10 protein-coding genes and 9 pseudogenes are annotated in these 18,471 nt (G+C 36.0%); all 19 read right to left on the reverse strand.

Going from position 1 to position 18,471, the window contains the following annotated elements:
• Positions 1-2 precede the first annotated feature (2 nt).
• Positions 3-1,029: pseudogene (locus JCM13188_RS00655) on the reverse strand (aspartate-semialdehyde dehydrogenase).
• A gap of 67 nt (positions 1,030-1,096) precedes the next feature.
• A pseudogene (dpaB, locus tag JCM13188_RS00660) lies at positions 1,097-1,680 on the reverse strand (dipicolinate synthase subunit B).
• Positions 1,681-1,787: 107 nt separating this feature from the next.
• Entirely contained in the window at positions 1,788-2,573 is a 786-nt protein-coding gene (dpsA, locus tag JCM13188_RS00665) for a dipicolinate synthase subunit DpsA (RefSeq protein WP_279401196.1), read from the reverse strand.
• Positions 2,574-2,709: 136 nt separating this feature from the next.
• A complete protein-coding gene (locus tag JCM13188_RS00670) occupies positions 2,710-2,949 on the reverse strand; it encodes a YlmC/YmxH family sporulation protein (RefSeq protein WP_054751451.1) in 240 nt (79 codons plus the stop codon).
• A 20-nt stretch (positions 2,950-2,969) separates the two neighbouring features.
• Positions 2,970-4,190, reverse strand: a complete 1,221-nt coding sequence (locus JCM13188_RS00675; RefSeq protein WP_054751453.1) for a M16 family metallopeptidase — start codon at positions 4,188-4,190, stop codon at positions 2,970-2,972.
• Between the two features lie 153 nt (positions 4,191-4,343).
• Positions 4,344-6,451, reverse strand: a pseudogene (gene pnp, locus JCM13188_RS00680) (polyribonucleotide nucleotidyltransferase).
• Between the two features lie 75 nt (positions 6,452-6,526).
• Positions 6,527-6,796 (reverse strand): 30S ribosomal protein S15, encoded by a 270-nt coding sequence (gene rpsO, locus JCM13188_RS00685; protein ID WP_054751455.1) that lies wholly within the window; start codon positions 6,794-6,796, stop codon positions 6,527-6,529.
• A gap of 125 nt (positions 6,797-6,921) precedes the next feature.
• Entirely contained in the window at positions 6,922-7,083 is a 162-nt protein-coding gene (locus tag JCM13188_RS20070; RefSeq protein ID WP_369404753.1) for a riboflavin kinase, read from the reverse strand.
• A complete protein-coding gene (locus JCM13188_RS00690) occupies positions 7,073-7,444 on the reverse strand; it encodes a riboflavin kinase (RefSeq protein ID WP_054751457.1) in 372 nt (123 codons plus the stop codon). Before JCM13188_RS00690 ends, JCM13188_RS20070 begins: the two co-directional genes overlap by 11 nt.
• Complete coding sequence (locus tag JCM13188_RS00695) at positions 7,417-7,863, reverse strand: adenylyltransferase/cytidyltransferase family protein (protein ID WP_279401197.1); 447 nt, start codon at positions 7,861-7,863, stop codon at positions 7,417-7,419. Before JCM13188_RS00695 ends, JCM13188_RS00690 begins: the two co-directional genes overlap by 28 nt.
• 17 nt (positions 7,864-7,880) lie before the next feature.
• A pseudogene (gene truB, locus JCM13188_RS00700) lies at positions 7,881-8,782 on the reverse strand (tRNA pseudouridine(55) synthase TruB).
• A 155-nt stretch (positions 8,783-8,937) separates the two neighbouring features.
• Positions 8,938-9,285 carry a 30S ribosome-binding factor RbfA gene (gene rbfA / locus JCM13188_RS00705; RefSeq protein ID WP_054751461.1) on the reverse strand — a complete coding sequence of 116 codons (348 nt, stop codon included), beginning with the start codon at positions 9,283-9,285 and terminating at the stop codon, positions 8,938-8,940.
• A 25-nt stretch (positions 9,286-9,310) separates the two neighbouring features.
• Positions 9,311-9,523, reverse strand: a complete 213-nt coding sequence (locus tag JCM13188_RS17395) for a DUF503 domain-containing protein (RefSeq protein ID WP_369404754.1) — start codon at positions 9,521-9,523, stop codon at positions 9,311-9,313.
• Between the two features lie 61 nt (positions 9,524-9,584).
• A pseudogene (gene infB, locus JCM13188_RS00710) lies at positions 9,585-11,730 on the reverse strand (translation initiation factor IF-2).
• Between the two features lie 26 nt (positions 11,731-11,756).
• Positions 11,757-12,056 carry a L7Ae/L30e/S12e/Gadd45 family ribosomal protein gene (locus JCM13188_RS00720; RefSeq protein WP_054751465.1) on the reverse strand — a complete coding sequence of 100 codons (300 nt, stop codon included), beginning with the start codon at positions 12,054-12,056 and terminating at the stop codon, positions 11,757-11,759.
• A 10-nt stretch (positions 12,057-12,066) separates the two neighbouring features.
• Positions 12,067-12,326, reverse strand: a pseudogene (gene rnpM / locus JCM13188_RS00725) (RNase P modulator RnpM).
• Positions 12,327-12,331: 5 nt separating this feature from the next.
• Positions 12,332-13,403, reverse strand: a pseudogene (gene nusA, locus JCM13188_RS00730) (transcription termination factor NusA).
• A 17-nt stretch (positions 13,404-13,420) separates the two neighbouring features.
• Positions 13,421-13,891: pseudogene (gene rimP, locus JCM13188_RS00735) on the reverse strand (ribosome maturation factor RimP).
• A gap of 204 nt (positions 13,892-14,095) precedes the next feature.
• Positions 14,096-18,379 (reverse strand): annotated as a pseudogene (locus tag JCM13188_RS00740) (PolC-type DNA polymerase III).
• Positions 18,380-18,471 lie beyond the last annotated feature (92 nt).

Genomic DNA, 18,471 nt, shown 5'->3' on the forward strand with positions numbered 1-18,471 from the left:
AATCAGTTTTGTGCAATTTGAACTGAGTTCCATGCTGCACCTTTTAATAAGTTATCTGAAACGACCCAAAAATGGAAGCCGTGATCAACATCTAAATCTTTACGAACTCTACCAACAAACACATCTGTTTTACCTTCTGCTGATAAAGGGGTTGGATAAAGTTGATTATTAATATCATCTTCAAGCACTAATCCTTCTTGATCTCGCAAGGCGTTTTGTAAATCTTCAACTGTTAATTTTTCATCATTTACCTCAATGTAGACACTTTCAGCATGTGAATAGAAGAAAGGTAATCTAACACAAGTTGCTGCAACTTTAAGGTCCTCATTATGCATAATTTTCTTAGTTTCGTTAATCATTTTCATTTCTTCAAACGTATAATGATTATCCTCAAAAACATCAATTTGAGGTAACGCATTAAATGCAATAGGATAATGCTTTGGCTCTGATTTTACTGGTAATATATTTGTTTCAGGCTCTTCATCGTTTAATAGAGCTTGTGATTGACCCTTCAATTCTTCAACTGCATCATTACCAGCACCTGATACAGATTGATAGGTTGATACAATGACACGACTTAAACCATATTTCTGACGTATTGGTTCAAGTGCTACAACCATTTGAATAGTTGAGCAGTTTGGATTAGCGATAATTCCATTGTGTTTTTGAATGTCCTCTGGGTTAACTTCAGGTACAACTAATGGTACATCAGGATCCATTCTGAACGCACTTGTATTATCTATAACAACAGCACCGTGTTTTACTGCTTCATGTGCTAATTTTTTAGAAACAGATCCGCCTGCTGAAAATAATGCGATATCAACACCTTTAAATGCCTCTGGTGTCGCTTCTATTATTTCGATAGATTCCCCTTTAAATGTTACCTTTTTACCAGCGGAGCGTTTAGAAGCTAATGGATATAATTTTTCAACCGGAAAATCAATTTGTTCCAGCATTTCTAACATTTTTTTGACCAACAGCTCCAGTTACTCCAACTACTGCTACATGATATTGTTTATTGTCTGCCATGTTTATTCCCTCCTCGAACACTTTAACGTCATTTTAACACAATTAAAAATTTCTTAAAGTAGTTTATCTAGTATTCTCGTAATATTGGCTGCAATTGTTCGCCCTCTATCGCTTTTTCTATCGTTTCTGCAAGTAAGTTCATATGCGCAACTAAAGAGGTCGGTTTTGAAGCTGGATCATCTTGACCAAATGGTACAAAATAAATATTTTTGCTGCTAACAGTTTTGCTAGATTAGTACCATTTAGACCTATTGCATCATTAGTAGAAATAGCTAATACCACAGGTTTACGGTTCCGTAAAGTTGCTTTAGCTGCCATTAAAACAGGAGAGTCTGTTAATGCATTGGCAAATTTGCTTAAAGAGTTCCCTGTCATAGGAGCAATTACCATACAATCTAACGGTTCTTTTGGTCCTAAAGGCTCAGCTTCAGGAATTGATGAAATAAGAGGTTTCTGTGTGATGTCTTTTATTTTATTTAAATGATCCGCAGCATCACCAAATTTCGTATCCGTTGATTGAACTGTATAGGATACAATTGGAACAACCTCTGCTCCAAGATCCATTAATCTTTGCAATTCAGGAAAAGTTGCATCGTACGTGCAATGAGATCCAGTCAACCCAAATCCAATTCGTTTTCCTTTTAAATCCAATTGAGTTCAAGCTCCTTTCTAAGCTTTTTCTAGTATGATGTTGTGAATGACACGAGCCAGAATCATTCCGGCTGTTTTAGGTGCCACTAAACCTGGTAATCCAGGTGCTAATATTGCTTTAATTCCTCTTTTTTTGCAAAACGAAAATCAACCCCACCTGGTTTTGAAGCTAAATCGAAAATGAGACTATCTTTAGGAAGTGCACTAATTAAAGAAGGTGTTACGATTAAAGCTGGGATCGTATTAATAAGAATATTACAATTATTTAGCGAGTCTTCTAACTCATCATAACGAAGTGGCGTTGCTTGATATTCAAAAATTCGGGCCAGTTCATCATCGTGTCTTGAGTAAACTGATACATTTGCTCCTAATCCTTTAAAAGTATTAATCAATGTTTTGCCGACACGACCTAAACCTAAAATCGTTACATTTGAATTATGGATTGTAAAATCAGTTTGCTGAATGGCAAACATCACGGTTCCTTCAGCTGTCGGGATTGAATTATAGATCGCAACATCATCACGATCGAACAATTTAATAATCCTGTCTTGAAAAGTATTCAGTTCACTTAAATATGGCGTCATAATTCCTGTAAACAATAAACATTGATCTGAGAATCCTTCTAACCACTCCTCAGAAATTTGTGGAGATGACTCTGCATAATGCCCTTCAGCATAACCTTTCTGATCTAAACCAGTTACAGGTAATATAATGGCATCTATTTTTTCTTTAGGAATGTGATCTAAATCAGTTAAAAATAGGCCATCAATTTCATCGTCTAATTCCTCATATCCTACTGCATACACAGTCGCATCCTTTTCAATTAACTGCTTCATCATCTCAACATGCCGGGCATCACCGCCAATTACTAATATTGACTTTCCAGTTAACATCCATATCACCTCGCTTACGTCATTCAGCCCAATATATCTTATGTCATGGCCCAAAAAGTGATTACAAGATTTATAAGAAGTAAAAATGACAAAATAAAAAACTGACTCTCGAAGCCTGAGAATCAGTTTATAGACATCAAGATTTATTTGGTTTAACGATGATCATATCTTCTCCAATGACCTCTATATCTTTCCACTTAATCTTAGAATTCGTATCGCCCTTTTTTAAACCTAACATTGAAAAATCTTGAATAACGATTGATTCAATACGACCAGTTTCCGGATTAATTTCTAGATCTGTGTGACCTAAAATTCCTAAACGTTCACCCTTGTACGCATCAATTAACTCTTTTCCCGTTAAATCATTATAACGCATGATTCATCACCTCTAATACATTATACGTCTAAAGGAAGAATACATGCTTTAGATGGAGAATTATTAAATATTTGATCTGCTAAAGTAACTATGTCGTCTCTTGAAATATGTTCGAATTTATAAATTAATTCATCTAAAGTTAAATGTGGCTGATTCAATAATTCATTCATTCCATTTCGATGCATACGACTATTAGGGTTCTCTAATCCTAACACTAAATTACCTTTTAATTGCTGAATAGTGTTATAAAGCTCTTTATCTGTAATTCCTTCTTGTTTAATGTTCTGGACTGTTATATATATTTCTTCTTCTAGTTGATGCATTTGATCAACCGTTGTTGCCCCATAAATAGTCATTAACCCATTATCACGAAAAGCATTATGGTAAGAGAATATCGTATACGTCAGTCCTAAATCTTCTCTAATTCTTTGAAACAATCTTGAACTCATACTTCCACCAAGTACATTATTTAAGATATTAATATCATAAATCTGATCATCACCCACTGGAACGCCTTTATAACCTAAACATAAATGTGCTTGGGCTGTATCCTTTTCTTTTCTTATAGAGTCATTCGAATAGTGTTTCATTAGTAGATCTTCATTAGATGTTGAATTTGGGACATTAGAAAATAATTTTTGGATTTTCTTTGACAATTCTTTCGTGACGTTACCTGCAACTGAAATGACAATTCGATCTGAAGTATAAAATTGCTCCTTATAGTCTAAAATATTCTCTCTTGTTATTGATTCTAATGTTTTATGTTCTCCTAAAATAGGTTTTGATAATGGATGCTGTTTAAAGCTTATATCATGTAAGTAATCATGAATAATATCATCAGGCGTATCTTCAGTCATCGCAATTTCTTCATAAATAACACTTTTCTCTCGTTCAATCTCATCTTCATCAAAAGTGGAGTCAAAAATCATATCAAACATTAATTCCAAAGCAAAATCAGCGTGCTGATCCATTACTTTTGCATACAAACATGTGTATTCTTTAGACGTAAAAGCATTAGCATGTCCGCCAATAGCATCAAATGCTTCAGCTATATCCCGCGCGGATTTGGTTGAAGTTCCTTTAAAAAGCATGTGCTCGATAAGGTGTGAAATTCCGTTATTTTGGTCAACTTCATACCTAGAACCAGAAAGAATCCATATCCCAATTGAAACTGATCTTAATGATGGAAGATATTCTTCAACCACACGAATACCGTTCGAAAGTTCATGACGGTTAATCATTTATTAAATCCCCCTCTCTTATTAAAAATATTTTTATATATGATTTCAAAATATGACTGAGTATTCATTCAACTTGCTTCAAAAATAAAACTTGGCTATAGCCAAGTAAAATCTTTAATTAACAGTAAAAAGAACTGGTTTTACCAGCTCTGTTTACTGACTTTCTTTAGCTTCTTGTTCTTGTAAGGCTGCTTTTCTAGAAAGATTAACTCTTCCTTGGCGATCAATTTCTTTAACTTTAACTAACATTTCATCACCAATGTTCGCAACATCTGTTACATTTTTTACGTGTTTTTCATCTAATTCACTAATATGAACTAAGCCGTCTTTACCACTAAACAGTTCAACAAATGCTCCAAACTTTTCAATTCGTTTAACTTTACCTAAATAAATCTGACCGACTTCAACTTCACGAACTAAATCTTCGATAATCTTCTTAGCTTGTGCAATTTTATCTCGATCAGGTGAAGAGATAAAGATTGTTCCATCTTGTTCAATATCAATTTTAACATCAGTTTCTTCAATAATCTTATTGATTTGCTTACCACTTGGGCCAATGACGTCACGAATCTTATCTGGATTAATATTTATCGATTCAATTTTTGGTGCATACTCTGATAACTCTTCTTTAGGTTCAGAAATTGTGCTCATCATATGCTCTAAAATATCCATTCTACCTTTTTAGCTTGAGTTAACGCTTCATCAAGAATTTCACGAGATAATCCGTCAACTTTAATATCCATTTGCAGTGCTGTAACACCTTTAGATGTACCGGCAACTTTAAAGTCCATATCGCCTAAAGCATCTTCCATACCCTGAATATCAGTTAAAACTGTGTAATTTTCTCCTGATTTAACAAGTCCCATAGCAATCCCTGCAACAGGTGCTTTAATTGGTACACCAGCGTCCATCATTGCCATTGTACTTGCACAAATGCTTGCCTGAGAAGTGGAACCGTTTGATTCTAAAATCTCAGATACAACACGGACTGTATAAGGGAAATCTTTTTCACTTGGAATAATTGGATCTAAAGCGCGTTCACCTAATGCACCGTGCCCTATTTCACGTCTACCTGGCCCACGTATTGGTCCAGTCTCCCCGACACTATACTGAGGGAAATTATAATGATGCATGAAACGCTTCTCTTCTTCTAAATCTAACCCATCAAGAACTTGTACATCACCTAATGCACCTAGAGTACAAACACTTAGTGCTTGAGTTTGCCCGCGTGTAAACATAGCAGAACCATGTGTCCGAGGTAATACGCTTGTTCTTGACGATAACGGTCTGATTTCATCGACTTTACGTCCGTCTGGGCGTACTTTTTCTTCAGTAATTAAGCGTCTGACTTCATCTTTTACCAGTTTGTCTAAAACGGATTTAACTTGAGAAATATAGTCATCTTCTGCTTCATCATCTTCATATTTTTCAACGATTTTAGTTTTAACAGCATCGATGTTTTCTTCTCGTTGCTTTTTATCAAATGTTTGAATAGCTTCTATCAATTCATCTTTTGCTAATTCAGTTACTTCTTTTACGACATCTTCAGCTGGTGTAAATAGTTTTACTTCCGTTTTCACTTTTCCAACTTCATTCATGACTTCTTCTTGAAAAGCAACTATACGTTTAATCTCTTCGTGACCAAACATAATAGCTTCTAACATGACGTCTTCAGGCACTTCGTCAGCACCTGCTTCAACCATATTAATCGCATCTTTAGTACCAGCAACTGTTAGATCAATATCACTTTCCTTAGCCTGTTCAACCGTTGGATTAATGACGAACTCGCCATTGACTCTTCCAACATTCACACCTGCAATTGGACCATCAAATGGAATGTCTGAAATACTTAGAGCTAGTGATGAACCAATCATAGCAGCAATTTCAGAAGAACAATCTTGATCTACACTCATAACTGTACTGATCACTTGTACTTCATTACGAAATCCGTCTGGAAATAATGGACGAATTGGTCGGTCAATTAATCTTGAAGATAGAACTGCTTTATCGCTCGGCTTGCCTTCTCTTTTAATGAACTCCCGGGATTTTCCGACGGCATATAATTTCTCTTCATAATTGATGGTAAGTGGAAAGAAAGGTAGATCTTTTGGCTCTTTTGAAGCGGTTGCAGCAACGAGTACAGTAGTGTCACCATAACGAACCATTGCCGCACCATTAGCTTGTTTAGCTACTTCTCCTATTTCAAACGTCAATGTTCTACCTGCTACATCAATGGTAAATGATTTCATTTCATTGGACATATAGTTTAATACCCCTCTCAAAACTGTAAAACTATGTAAAAGTAAAGAAAAAGCGGGTATCCCCCGCTTTTTCGTTTATCTACGTAGTCCTAATTTGTTAACTAAGTCACGATAGCGTTGGACGTCTTTGTTACGTAAGTAGTTTAATAAATGACGACGTCTACCTACCATTTTCATCAATCCACGACGTGAGTGGTGGTCTTTCTTGTGCTCACGTAGATGATCGTTTAACGTGTTGATTTGCTCAGTTAGGATAGCTACTTGTACCTCTGGTGAACCAGTGTCGTTGTCATGAGTTTTGAACTCATTAATTAGCTCCTGTTTGCGATCTTGTGTAATTGCCATCCTTTAACACCTCCTATTTTATAATCCCCTTACTCCTCGCATTCGTCGGTGATTCGAAATGCCAAGAACAAGGTTGTTTAATTACATTACTACGATACATTTTTTTACTAAAAATGCAAGTCATATTAGTTTAGAATTTGAAAGAAATTTTTAGTATCTCGTTCATCTTGCTTCATATAGTATATCAATTCATCAACTCCGCTAAATTTTTCTTCAGATCTAATGTATTGATGGAATTCAACTTCTATATGTTCATCGTAAATAGATTGATTAAAATCAAAAAATATGCACTTCTACTAAAGGCTGTGAAAGATCATCAACAAATGTAGGGTTAAATCCAATATTAGCCATACCGTAATATGTTTGATCATGATAGCTAACTTTTACCGCGTAAACACCTATTTTAGGTAATTTGTGTGAAGGATCAATGCCTAAATTAGCGGTCGGATAACCGATCTCTCTCCCTCTTTTTTCACCGTGAACCACTCTGGCTTTTAAAGTAAATGGCCTACCTAATAACTTAGAAACAAGAGACATGTTTCCTTCATTTAATAAATCCCGGATCCTTGTAGAACTTACTTTATCTCCTTCATAAGTCACTTTATCTACTACTGAATAACTTAACTTACCTTTAGAGTATTGATCCATGTTTTGAATTTTCCCTGCTCCTTTATGACCAAAGAAAAATCAAAACCACCTACGACATGTCTAACATTTAAATCAATAAAGAATTTTTGAACAAAATTTTCTGGTAACAATTGAGCAAGCTCTTTATTAAATGTCACAACGAAAAGATAATCAATATTAAGATTTTCTAATATTTTCTCTTTCTCATTTAGACTAGTAATTAAAAAGTCTTTTAATGGCTCTTTCTTAATTACTTCTAATGGATGCGGATTAAATGTCATCACGGCGCTTTTAATGTTCTGTTTTTCAGATTCTTTAATAGCCTTATTGATTACTTCTTGATGACCTTTATGTACTCCATCAAAATACCCGACGGCAACGCTTGTTGGTTCAATATCTAGCTGATAATGGTCTGGGTAACTTAAATTTATTATTTGCATACTTTCACCAACTTTAATCATTGAAATACTTTAAATGGTTTAGCTTCCCCATGTTTAGAAGGGTGCGGCTTATAAATCGCAATTAAATCTCCTTCAGAACTCATCACTTTAAACATAGACTGACCTTCTACTCGTTTAGGATAGTTTAATACTTGTCCATGTCTGTACCGAGTAGCTTCCTCATCTGATACCGTTATAGAAGGTAAGTCTAAGGCATTAGCCATACTGATCATCGGAACTTTCTCACCATCATTAACAATTGATTCTAGGCGGTCTAGCGTGATCGATTCAGATAACGAAAAATCCCCTACTTTAGTGCGCTTTAACTCACTCATGTGGGCAGGATAACCTAGAGAATTACCTATGTCCACACATAGCGTTCTAACATATGTTCCACTTGAACAATTTACTAGAAACTTAAAACGTGCGTCATCATTATTATACCAATTAATCTTCTTTGATAACATATCTATCGATTGAATATAGACTTCACGTGCAGGTCTCTCAACCTCAATGCCTTCTCTAGCATACTCATATAATTTCTTCCCGTTTACTTTATTGCTGAATACATAGGCGGGATTTGTGTAATCGAACCAATATATGTTTTTAAGGTATGTTCACAATCTTGAATCGAAAGGTTAGGGTTTACTTGTAACGTTCGAATGACTTCGCCAGACTGATCTTCAGTTGTGGTGGATTTACCTAAAGAAATTTCTGTTTCATACTCTTTAGATTGTCCTGATAATAAAGATGAGATTTTAGTCGCTTTACCTATACAAATGGGTAACACACCTGTTGCATCTGGATCTAATGTACCAGTGTGGCCCACCTTTTTAGTTTTCAGTAAACGTCTAATTTTGTAAACACAATCATGTGACGTCACACCCTTAGGTTTATTGAGTAAAATGACTCCATCCATTGTGTAACCTCCTAGATTCTTCGATAACAATCTAAAAGGATAGACGCAATGTCTATCCTTGATTTTACTTTAAGAATTTTTAGTTTTATAAAAGATTTAAAATAAGAAAGACTTAGACTACCGTCAAATTTAGATTACGGTAAGTCCAGTTTTCCTCATTGCTCATCATTCAAATCATGAATGATTCGTTCAATTTTATTACCGTATTCAATCGTTTCATCAATTTCAAACGATAGTTCAGGCACTTTTCTTAATCTAATACGATTTCCAATTTCTGAACGAATAAACCCTTTTGATTTAGCTAGACCAACAAGAGTATCCTCTTTTTGTTGTTTGTCTCCGAAGATTGAAATGAACACTTTAGCTTGCTGTAAATCACCAGTAACTTGAACATCAGTAACGGTCACAAAACCTACACGAGGATCTTTAATCTTACGTGATAAAATGTCACCTAACTCTTTTTTCATCTGTTCAGCTACTCGATTTGATCGAATATTACTCATGTTAACCACCTCAAAAACTTAGAGGTTAAAGCCACTCATATTCAACAATGGTGACTTCTAAATCTGTTCGCCTTTCAATCGAGCGAATAACCTCTTGTAATGATTTCTCTGCCATCACTTTTTCCTTCGCAACAACAGCTATACCAAATGCTGTTCGCTGCCAAAGATCATGGAAATCTAATTCTGTAATGCTGACATTATATTTGTTCTGGGTTTGATGGATGATTTGTTTAATTATAGACGTTTCCCTTTAAGTGAATGAGCATCATAAAGCATACATTCTACATAAACATATCCAATCATTTACGTTCAATTTCCTTCATCACATACGCTTCAATGATGTCTCCAACTTTAAGGTCATTATAGTTTACCACAGTTATACCACATTCATAACCTTGTTGAACTTCTTTGCATCATCTTTATAACGTTTTAATGAATCAATCTCACCTTCAAAGATGACAACCCCGTCTCTAATAACTCTTATACCCGAATTTCGAGTGATTTTACCTTCCGTAATATAAGAACCAGCAATCGTACCTACTTTAGAAACTTTAAATGTTTCTCTAACTTCAGCCTGACCGATTACTTTTTCTTCAAATTCTGGGTCAAGCATACCTTTCATTGCTGCTTCAATTTCTTCAATAACTTTATAAATGACGCGGTGTAGGCGAATGTCAATTTTCTCTTGCTCAGCTGTTCGTTTCGCATTCGCATCCGGACGTACATTAAAGCCAATTACAACGGCGTTTGAAGCTGAAGCTAAAATAATATCTGACTCTGTAATAGCCCCTACTCCTGTATGAATTATTTTAATATTAACGCCTTCTACTTCAATTTTTTGAAGTGATGAAGCCAGTGCTTCAACAGTACCTTGAACATCAGCTTTAACGATGACATTGATTTCTTTAACGTCACCCTCTTTGATTTGCTTAAATAAATCGTCTAGGCTTACTTTGCTAGTATCTTCACGCTGAGATTCAATTTCTTTTGTTTTCTTAACTCAGCAATGTTCTTAGCTTTTTTCTCATCACCGAATACAACAAAGCGATCTCCAGCTTGTGGTACATCTTGTAAACCGATCACTTCAACAGGAGTTGATGGTCCAGCTTCCTTAACTCGTTTACCTAAATCATTAGACATAGCACGAATTTTACCATATGTTGTACCTACTACAAGCGGATCTCCGACTTTAAGTGTTCCGTTTTGAACTAAAAATGTAGCTACAGGTCCACGACCTTTATCTAATTCTGCTTCAATAACCGTACCATCAGCTAGACGATCAGAATTTGCTTTTAGTTCTTCTACTTCAGCCACCAACTTAATCATTTCTAGAAGGTCTTCAATGCCTTCCCCCTGAATCGCTGACAATGGAACAAAGATTGTCTCTCCACCCCAGTCCTCTGGCACTAATTCATATTCCATTAACTCTTGCATGACACGATTAGGGTCTGCACCTTCTTATCCATTTTATTAACCGCAACGATAATTGGTACCTCTGCCGCTTTTGCGTGGTTAATAGCTTCAACTGTTTGTGGCATAACGCCATCATCAGCAGCTACAACTAAAATTGCAATATCTGTAACCTGTGCACCACGGGAACGCATACTTGTAAAGGCTGCGTGACCAGGTGTATCTAGAAACGTTACTTTTTTGCCATCTGTTTCAATCTGATACGCACCAATATGCTGTGTGATTCCACCCGCTTCACCTTCAGTAACCTTAGTGTGGCGAATTGAATCCAATAAGGTTGTTTTACCATGGTCAACGTGGCCCAAGATCGTGACAACAGCAGGTCGCTCTTCTAATTGTTCTGGAGTATCTTCTTCGATGTAATTTAATAAATCTGTTTCTTCAACAACTACCTCTTCTTCCACTTCCACACCAAAGTCATCACAAATTAATTCAATTGATTCTGGTTCTAAGCTTTGGTTTTTGGTAGCCATTACACCTAACATCATTAATTTTTTAATGATCTCAGAGCTATCTTTATTCAGCTTCTCTGCTAGTTCACCAACTGTAAGAGAACCTTGATAGGTTATTTTAGAAGGTGTTTTCTTTGGTTCTTCTTGTTTAGGCTGTTGATTTTGTGGTTTCTGGTTGTTTCTATTTTTGTGCTTTCCTTTTTGTTGTTTCTTATTTTGGTTTGATTGCTTTTTATGGTTCTTCTTATGATCATTGTTTTTCTGGTTGTTTGGTTTGTGATTAGTATTTTTTGATGGTTCTGCTTTTGATTTGCTTGTTGACCAGATTTTTGAGTTTGTTTCTGTTGTTCAGGCTTTTTAGGTTCTTCTTTAGATGATGGATTTAAACGTTCATCAAGTTGACGAATCGCATTTTCAGTGATCGTCGACATGTGATTTGATACTTCAATATTTAATTCCTTCAATGGTTAATAACTTCTTTACTTGATAAGTTATTTTGTTTTGCGTATTCATATACTCGCATTTTTTTTCATACATTCACCCCCGTGATTAATCGTCAATCAATTGCAAGAATTTTTTAGTAAATCCTTCGTCTTTAATAGCTGCAGCGACTCGGTCATATTTACCTAATGCATGCGAAATTTCTTCTCTATTCCCAACAATACGGTAAGGTATTTGATAACTGTGACATTTATCTGTAAGCTTTTTTCTAGTGTTACTAGAAGCATCACTTGCAATTAAGACTAACGTTGCTTGATTTGAACGAATATCATTTAATATATTGTCCTCACCAAGACTTATCTTTCCTGCGCGCTGAGCTAATCCTAATAAGTTCAAATATTGAGACATTAAGAATCTCCTACTTTTCTATTAGCTCATCATAGATGTGTTCATCAACCTGAGCATTTAACTGTCTATTTAAGACTTGTGTTTTTTGGGCGCGCTCAATGACCTCAGCACGTTTACTCAAGTAAGCTCCTCTGCCGTTCATCTTACCAGTTTCATCTACAAAAACTTCGCCTTCTTTATTTCGAACAACTCGTATTAAATCTTTTTAGGTAACATTTCTTGAGTTACTACACATTTTCTTAAAGGTTGTTTCTTCTTAGCCACAGTCATTCCTCCTATTCTTCTAAGTCGTCATGATCTGCGTCTAATAATCCGGCTTCTCTAGCTTCTGATTCGCTTTTATATCAATTTTCCAGCCTGTTAACTTAGCTGCTAAACGTGCATTTTGGCCACGTTTGCCAATTGCTAAGGATAATTGATGATCTGGAACAATTACTGTTGTTGCATGATCTTCTTCATCAACTAAAACTTCAACAACTTGTGAAGGACTCAAAGCATTTGAGATATAAACAACAGGGTCTTCTGACCATTGAACGATATCAATTTTTCACCTTTTAATTCATCAACAATTGTCTGAACTCTCTGACCACGCTGGCCAACACAAGCGCCAACAGGATCAATCTCTGGGTCCTCTGCATAAACACTAATCTTAGAACGGTCTCCTGCTTCTCTTGCAACTGAACGAATCTCTACAATTCCTTCATAGATTTCAGGAACTTCCATCTCAAACAATCTTTTTAATAGGCCTGGATGCGTTCTAGAAACGAACACCTGTGGACCTTTTCCAGTGTTTTCAACTCGTGTAACATAAACTTTCACACGATCATGAATATCGTATGTTTCGTTTGGCATGATTTCATTAAAAGGAAGTTTACCTTCTAACTTGCCTAAATGGATGTATAAAAATCTCTGATCCTTACGCTGAACTTTACCAGTCATAATATCATCAACACGATCGATAAAATCATTATAGATAACTCCACGTTCAGCTTCTCTCACACGCTGGGTAACTACTTGCTTTGCTGCCTGTGCTGCAATACGACCAAAATCTCTAGGCGTTACTTCCTTTTCCACAACATCTCCAACTTCATAAGATGGATCCATAGCCTTTGCTTCATCTATGCTTATTTCCAATTGGTCATCCATGACTTCATCGACTACTTCTAGTCTAGCAAACACTTTCATCTCTGCACCTTCGCTTAGCTCCACACGAACATTTGTCCTTGAATTAAAATTCTTTTTGTATGCGGAAACTAATGCTGCATCTAAGGCTTCTAACAATATTTCTCGGTCAATCCCTTTTTCCTCTGACAAGTATTCTATTGCACTATATAATTCCGAACTCAACAGACTTACCTCCTCAATTAAAATGTTACAGCTATGTTGGCTTTTGCAACTTTTTTATATGGAATTTCTATTTCTTTTTTCTAGTCTTTTCTTTTACTTCAAGTGTAATAGTATCCTCTTTAAAACTAATTAAATCTCCATAAAACTCCTTATCACCATTAATTGGTTCATAAGTTTTCACATAAATATGTGAGCCAACAAAGCGTTCAAAATCAGAACGTTTTCTTTAACCGACGTTCAACCCCAGGTGATGAAACTTCTAAGAAGTAAGCTTGCTCAATTGGGTCCGCTTCATCTAATTTTTCACTTAACTGTTCACTTACTTTTCCGCATTCTTCAATGTCGATTCCACCTTCTTTATCAACATATACGCGCAAAAAGTAATTATTTCCTTCTTTTACGAACTCAACTTCAACTAATTCTAAGTTCATTTCATCTACTATAGGTTGAACTAACTCCTCAGTTAAATCTACAATCTTTTTGCTCAAAAGTATGCCTCCTTTTTCACATCTTTCTTCGACACTATATCATTTATTAGTTAAATCATCTCTTCATTAAATTTCCCTGCTGTATATACCAGCAGGGAAAGATAAAACGAAAGAGTGGGAAAGGGCCCACTCTTTCTTACTTTACCGTATCTTTTACTTAACCAATTGAAAATATACCATAAGAACCAATAAAATGCAAATGGTTTAGAATAGTGACAATTGGTTTTGATCTGGTAATCCTTCTAAACAACCGTGTTGATCTAAGTATTCTAACACAGTTTTAGAAATACGGCTTCGTTCACGTAAATCTTCTTTTGATAAGAACTCACCATCTTCTTTAGCTTTTTCTATATTGATGGCGGCATTAGTCCCCAGACCGTCTACTGCATTAAATGGTGGAATCAAAGTGTCACCGTCTACAATAAACTCACTGGCCTTAGAACGATAAAGGTCAACTCTTTGGAACGAATAACCTCTTTCACACATCTCCAATGCTAACTCTAATACGGTTAACAAACTCTTTTCTTTTGGTGAGGCATCGTTACCCTTATCAAGGATTTCCTCAATCCTGCTTCTTAACGCATCTGACCCTTTTACCATTGTATCTAATTCAAAATCACTCGCTCTAACAGTAAAATAAGCAGCATAGAATTCTATTGGGTAATGAACCTTAAAGTAAGCAATTCGAACTGCCATTAAGACATAAGCAGCAGCGTGTGCTTTAGGGAACATGTATTTAATCTTTTTACACGATTCAATGTACCAGTCAGGCACTCCGTGTTTTTTCATTTCTTCAATCCATTCATCAGATAGACCTTTACCTTTACGAACATGCTCCATAATGGTAAAGGCAAGTGACGCCTCTAATCCTTGGTGCATCAAGTAAACCATAATATCGTCTCGGCAACCAATGACATCACCAATTTCACAGATCCCATCATTAATTAATTCTTGGGCATTGCCTAACCAAACGTCAGTCCCGTGAGAAAGACCTGAAATGATAACAAGCTCCGCAAAAGTAGATGGCTTGGTATCTTCAAGCATTTGACGAACGAATCGTGTTCCAAACTCCGGAACACCTAATGTTCCTGTTTTACACATAATTTGATCAGTGGTTACACCTAATGGATCTGGACCCTCAAAGATTTTCATTACTTCAGGATCATTGGTAGGCACATCTTTAGGGTCAATACCAGTTAAATCTTGAAGCATACGAATAACCGTCGGATCATCGTGTCCAAGTATATCTAGTTTTAATAAATTATCGTGAATAGAATGGAAATCAAAGTGTGTTGTTTTCCATTCTGAATTCCGGTCATCTGCTGGGAACTGAATAGGTGTAAAATCATAAATTTCCTGATCATCAGGTACTACAATGATTCCACCTGGATGCTGTCCAGTCGTCCGCTTCACTCCAGTGCATCCTTTAACTAAACGTGATATCTCAGCTTGACGGTACATTAATGAATGATCTTGCGCGTAGCCCTTCACATATCCGAAGGCGGTTTTTTCTGCAACTGTACCAATTGTTCCGGCGCGATAGACATTGTCTTCACCGAATAATACTTTCGTATACTGGTGAGCTTTAGGTTGATACTCACCTGAGAAGTTTAAGTCAATATCGGGAACTTTATCACCTTTAAACCCTAAAAAGGTCTCAAACGGAATATCCTGGCCGTCTCTTGTTAAGGCGTGGCCGCACTCTGGGCAGTCTTTTTCTGGTAAGTCAAAACCTGAACCCACAGACCCGTCATTGTAGAAGTGATAGTAACTACATTCATCACAGACATAATGTGGTGGTAACGGGTTAACCTCAGTAATATCAAGCATCGTGGCGACAAATGATGATCCAACAGAACCACGGGACCCTACTAAATATCCATCGTTCAGTGACTTTTTAACAAGTTTTTCCGAAATTAAATAAATAACAGAGAAGCCATTTTCAATAATACTTTTTAACTCTTTTTCTAAACGGTTAACCACGATATCTGGTAAATTCTCACCGTAAATAGATTTCGCTCTGTTATAGCATGTATCTCTAATTTCTTCATCTGCTCCGTCAATATTAGGAGTGTATAGGTCATCCTTAACTGGTTTGATCTCATCAATTTGTTCAGATACCCAGTTCGTATTTTCAATAACAATTTCTTTAGCTTTTTCCTCACCTAGGAATGCAAAATCCTCTAGCATTTCGTTAGTTGTTTTGAAATAGACATCAGGCATAGTCTGGCGGTTAAGCGGATTACCACTTTGTGATGCAACTAATACTTTACGGTAAATTTTTTCATGCTTATCTAAATAATGAGTATTTCCTGTTGCGACTACTTTTTGTTTAACTTTTCACCAATTTTAACTAGCTTTTTAATGAGCTGTTTAATATGTTCAATGGATTGAGCTTGTTCTTTTTCGATTAAATGATAATAATTCATTGGTGGTTGTACTTCAATGTAGTCATAAAATTCCGCAACCTTTTCCGCTTCATCTTCAGATTTCAAAGCGATGGTATCAAACAATTCACCTTGATCACATCCTGAACCTACCATTATACCCTCACGATGCTCAACGAGTTTAGATCTCGGAATTCTTGGAACTCGGTAAAATAATCAACATGTGATAATGAAACAAGTTTAAATAAATTTTTTAAGCCTTCTTGAGTCTTGGCAAGTAAAATTGCATGATTAGGACGCGATCGTTTATAAGCATCCCCTTCACCTACGTGCCGATTTAATTCATCATGTTTAAACATGTCTTTTTCCATTGCTGATTTCACTAAACTCCATAATAAATAACCAGTCGCTTCGGCATCATAAATAGCTCTATGGTGTTGAGTTAATTCTATGTTTAAATGTTTACACAATGTGTTAAGTCGATGATTTTTGAGCTCAGGATATAATAACCGGGCTAACTCCAATGTATCAATCACAGGGTTTGTTACTTTATCAATAGCCATTCTCTCGAAAGCCGCGTTAATAAAGCCGATATCAAAACTAGCATTGTGAGCAACTAGAATGTCGTCTCCCATCCATTCATGGAAATCTCTCATGACTTCTTCAATTTCAGGTGCTCCGATTAGCATATCGTCCGTTATACCTGTTAAATCAATGGTTGTTTGGCTCAATTTTGGTGAGGGTTCGCAAACCGTTCGAACCGATCAATAATCTCCCCTTGATACACTTTTACAGCAGCGAGTTCAATTATCTTATCATAGGCAGCAGACAGTCCTGTCGTCTCAACGTCAAAAACAATATAGTTTGCTTCATTCAAATCTACAGGATCAGGGTTGTATGCAATAGGAACCCCATCATCCACTAAATTAGCCTCAAGTCCATACAACACCTTTACACCGTGCTTTGAACCAGCAGAATGAGCTTCAGGAAAAGCTTGTACAACGGCATGGTCCGTAATGGCTATTGCAGAATGGCCCCATTTTGCTGCCCGTTCAATTAAATTAGAGGCCGAAACAGTAGCATCCATGGTACTCATTGTGGTATGAGCATGCAACTCCACTCTCTTATCTTGTGAGAGATCCTTTCTTTCTTTAGGAGCAACTTCATAAAGATCATTTCCCATCATCATGAGCTCATTAGTAAATGTGTCCGTTTGAATGCTTCCTCGGGCTTTAACCCAATTGCCTTCTTTAACCTTTTTAAACAGTTCTTTTTGTTCATCACCTTTTGAAAACATCTTTATTTGAATCGAATCTGTGTAATCTGTAAGACTCACAATTAACAAGTCACGACCAGATCTAAGATTTCTTATATCAACATCAAAGATATAACCCTGAATCACCATACTCTTTTCTTCTTCTAAAATATCTCTAATAGGTGCTGCCTCATCTTGAAAATCACGTCCTATTTTAAGTGGAAGATTTACATGTGGATCTTCTTTACTTTGCTTAGCACGTTCTTCTTTCTCTTTTATAGCACGTTCGATATAATTTTGTTCTTCTACTTCTTCTGTTTTTGAAACTCCTGAAACGCTTCTTCATTTTTGAGATTTCAAAATGTAGTTGGTAACTTTTTAAACCACTTTTTGAACAAATTCCTGAAATAAAGGTTCGATCTTCCGTTTCATCATTTGAGCTTCGGTTTCATTTCTTGCATAAATAGTGAGCTGCGCACCATTAATAGTTGGTGATTGGTTACATATGTACTCTTTATATGCAGGAAATAAATCATGAACGGAGTTAATGAAAAATGACCAGTATGAACTTAATGAGTGTTCATCTAATTCTTTTTCATCTGTATTGATGACAACATCTACTTTAGCAATATGATGAAAAGCATCAGATAAACGTGCATTAAAAACTTCAATTGCTTCGCAGGTAAAAGGCCTGCTCTTATGAATATGGAATTGCCATACCTTCTCCTCTTTTAGTAGAGCTAGCTTTTCTAAGTAAGCATCTTGAAATTCCGAATCGATTAGTTCTTGTGGAATTCCAATTTGATTTAATAAGAGGTTTAATTTCTCTTTTTTACTAAGGTCCATCATGATTCCCCGCCTTAATTCTATTATTATCAAAACAAAAAACTCGCCTTTGGCAGCATGAGTATTCCAAAGGCGGTTTATAATTTGAGAGA

The organism is Piscibacillus salipiscarius JCM 13188 (genome assembly GCF_001311865.1).
GTDB lineage: Bacteria > Bacillota > Bacilli > Bacillales > Alkalibacillaceae > Piscibacillus > Piscibacillus salipiscarius.

Bases quoted from the DNA above. Each gene is read 5' to 3' on its own strand.
- dpsA (WP_279401196.1), bottom strand. From the start codon at position 2,573: ATGTTAACTGGAAAGTCAATATTAGTAATTGGCGGTGATGCCCGGCAT.
- JCM13188_RS00670 (WP_054751451.1), bottom strand. From the start codon at position 2,949: ATGCGTTATAATGATTTAACGGGAAAAGAGTTAATTGATGCGTACAAG.
- JCM13188_RS00675 (WP_054751453.1), bottom strand. From the start codon at position 4,190: ATGATTAACCGTCATGAACTTTCGAACGGTATTCGTGTGGTTGAAGAA.
- rpsO (WP_054751455.1), bottom strand. From the start codon at position 6,796: ATGGCAATTACACAAGATCGCAAACAGGAGCTAATTAATGAGTTCAAA.
- JCM13188_RS00690 (WP_054751457.1), bottom strand. From the start codon at position 7,444: ATGGATCAATACTCTAAAGGTAAGTTAAGTTATTCAGTAGTAGATAAA.
- JCM13188_RS00695 (WP_279401197.1), bottom strand. From the start codon at position 7,863: ATGCAAATAATAAATTTAAGTTACCCAGACCATTATCAGCTAGATATT.
- rbfA (WP_054751461.1), bottom strand. From the start codon at position 9,285: ATGAGTAATATTCGATCAAATCGAGTAGCTGAACAGATGAAAAAAGAG.
- JCM13188_RS00720 (WP_054751465.1), bottom strand. From the start codon at position 12,056: ATGTCTCAATATTTGAACTTATTAGGATTAGCTCAGCGCGCAGGAAAG.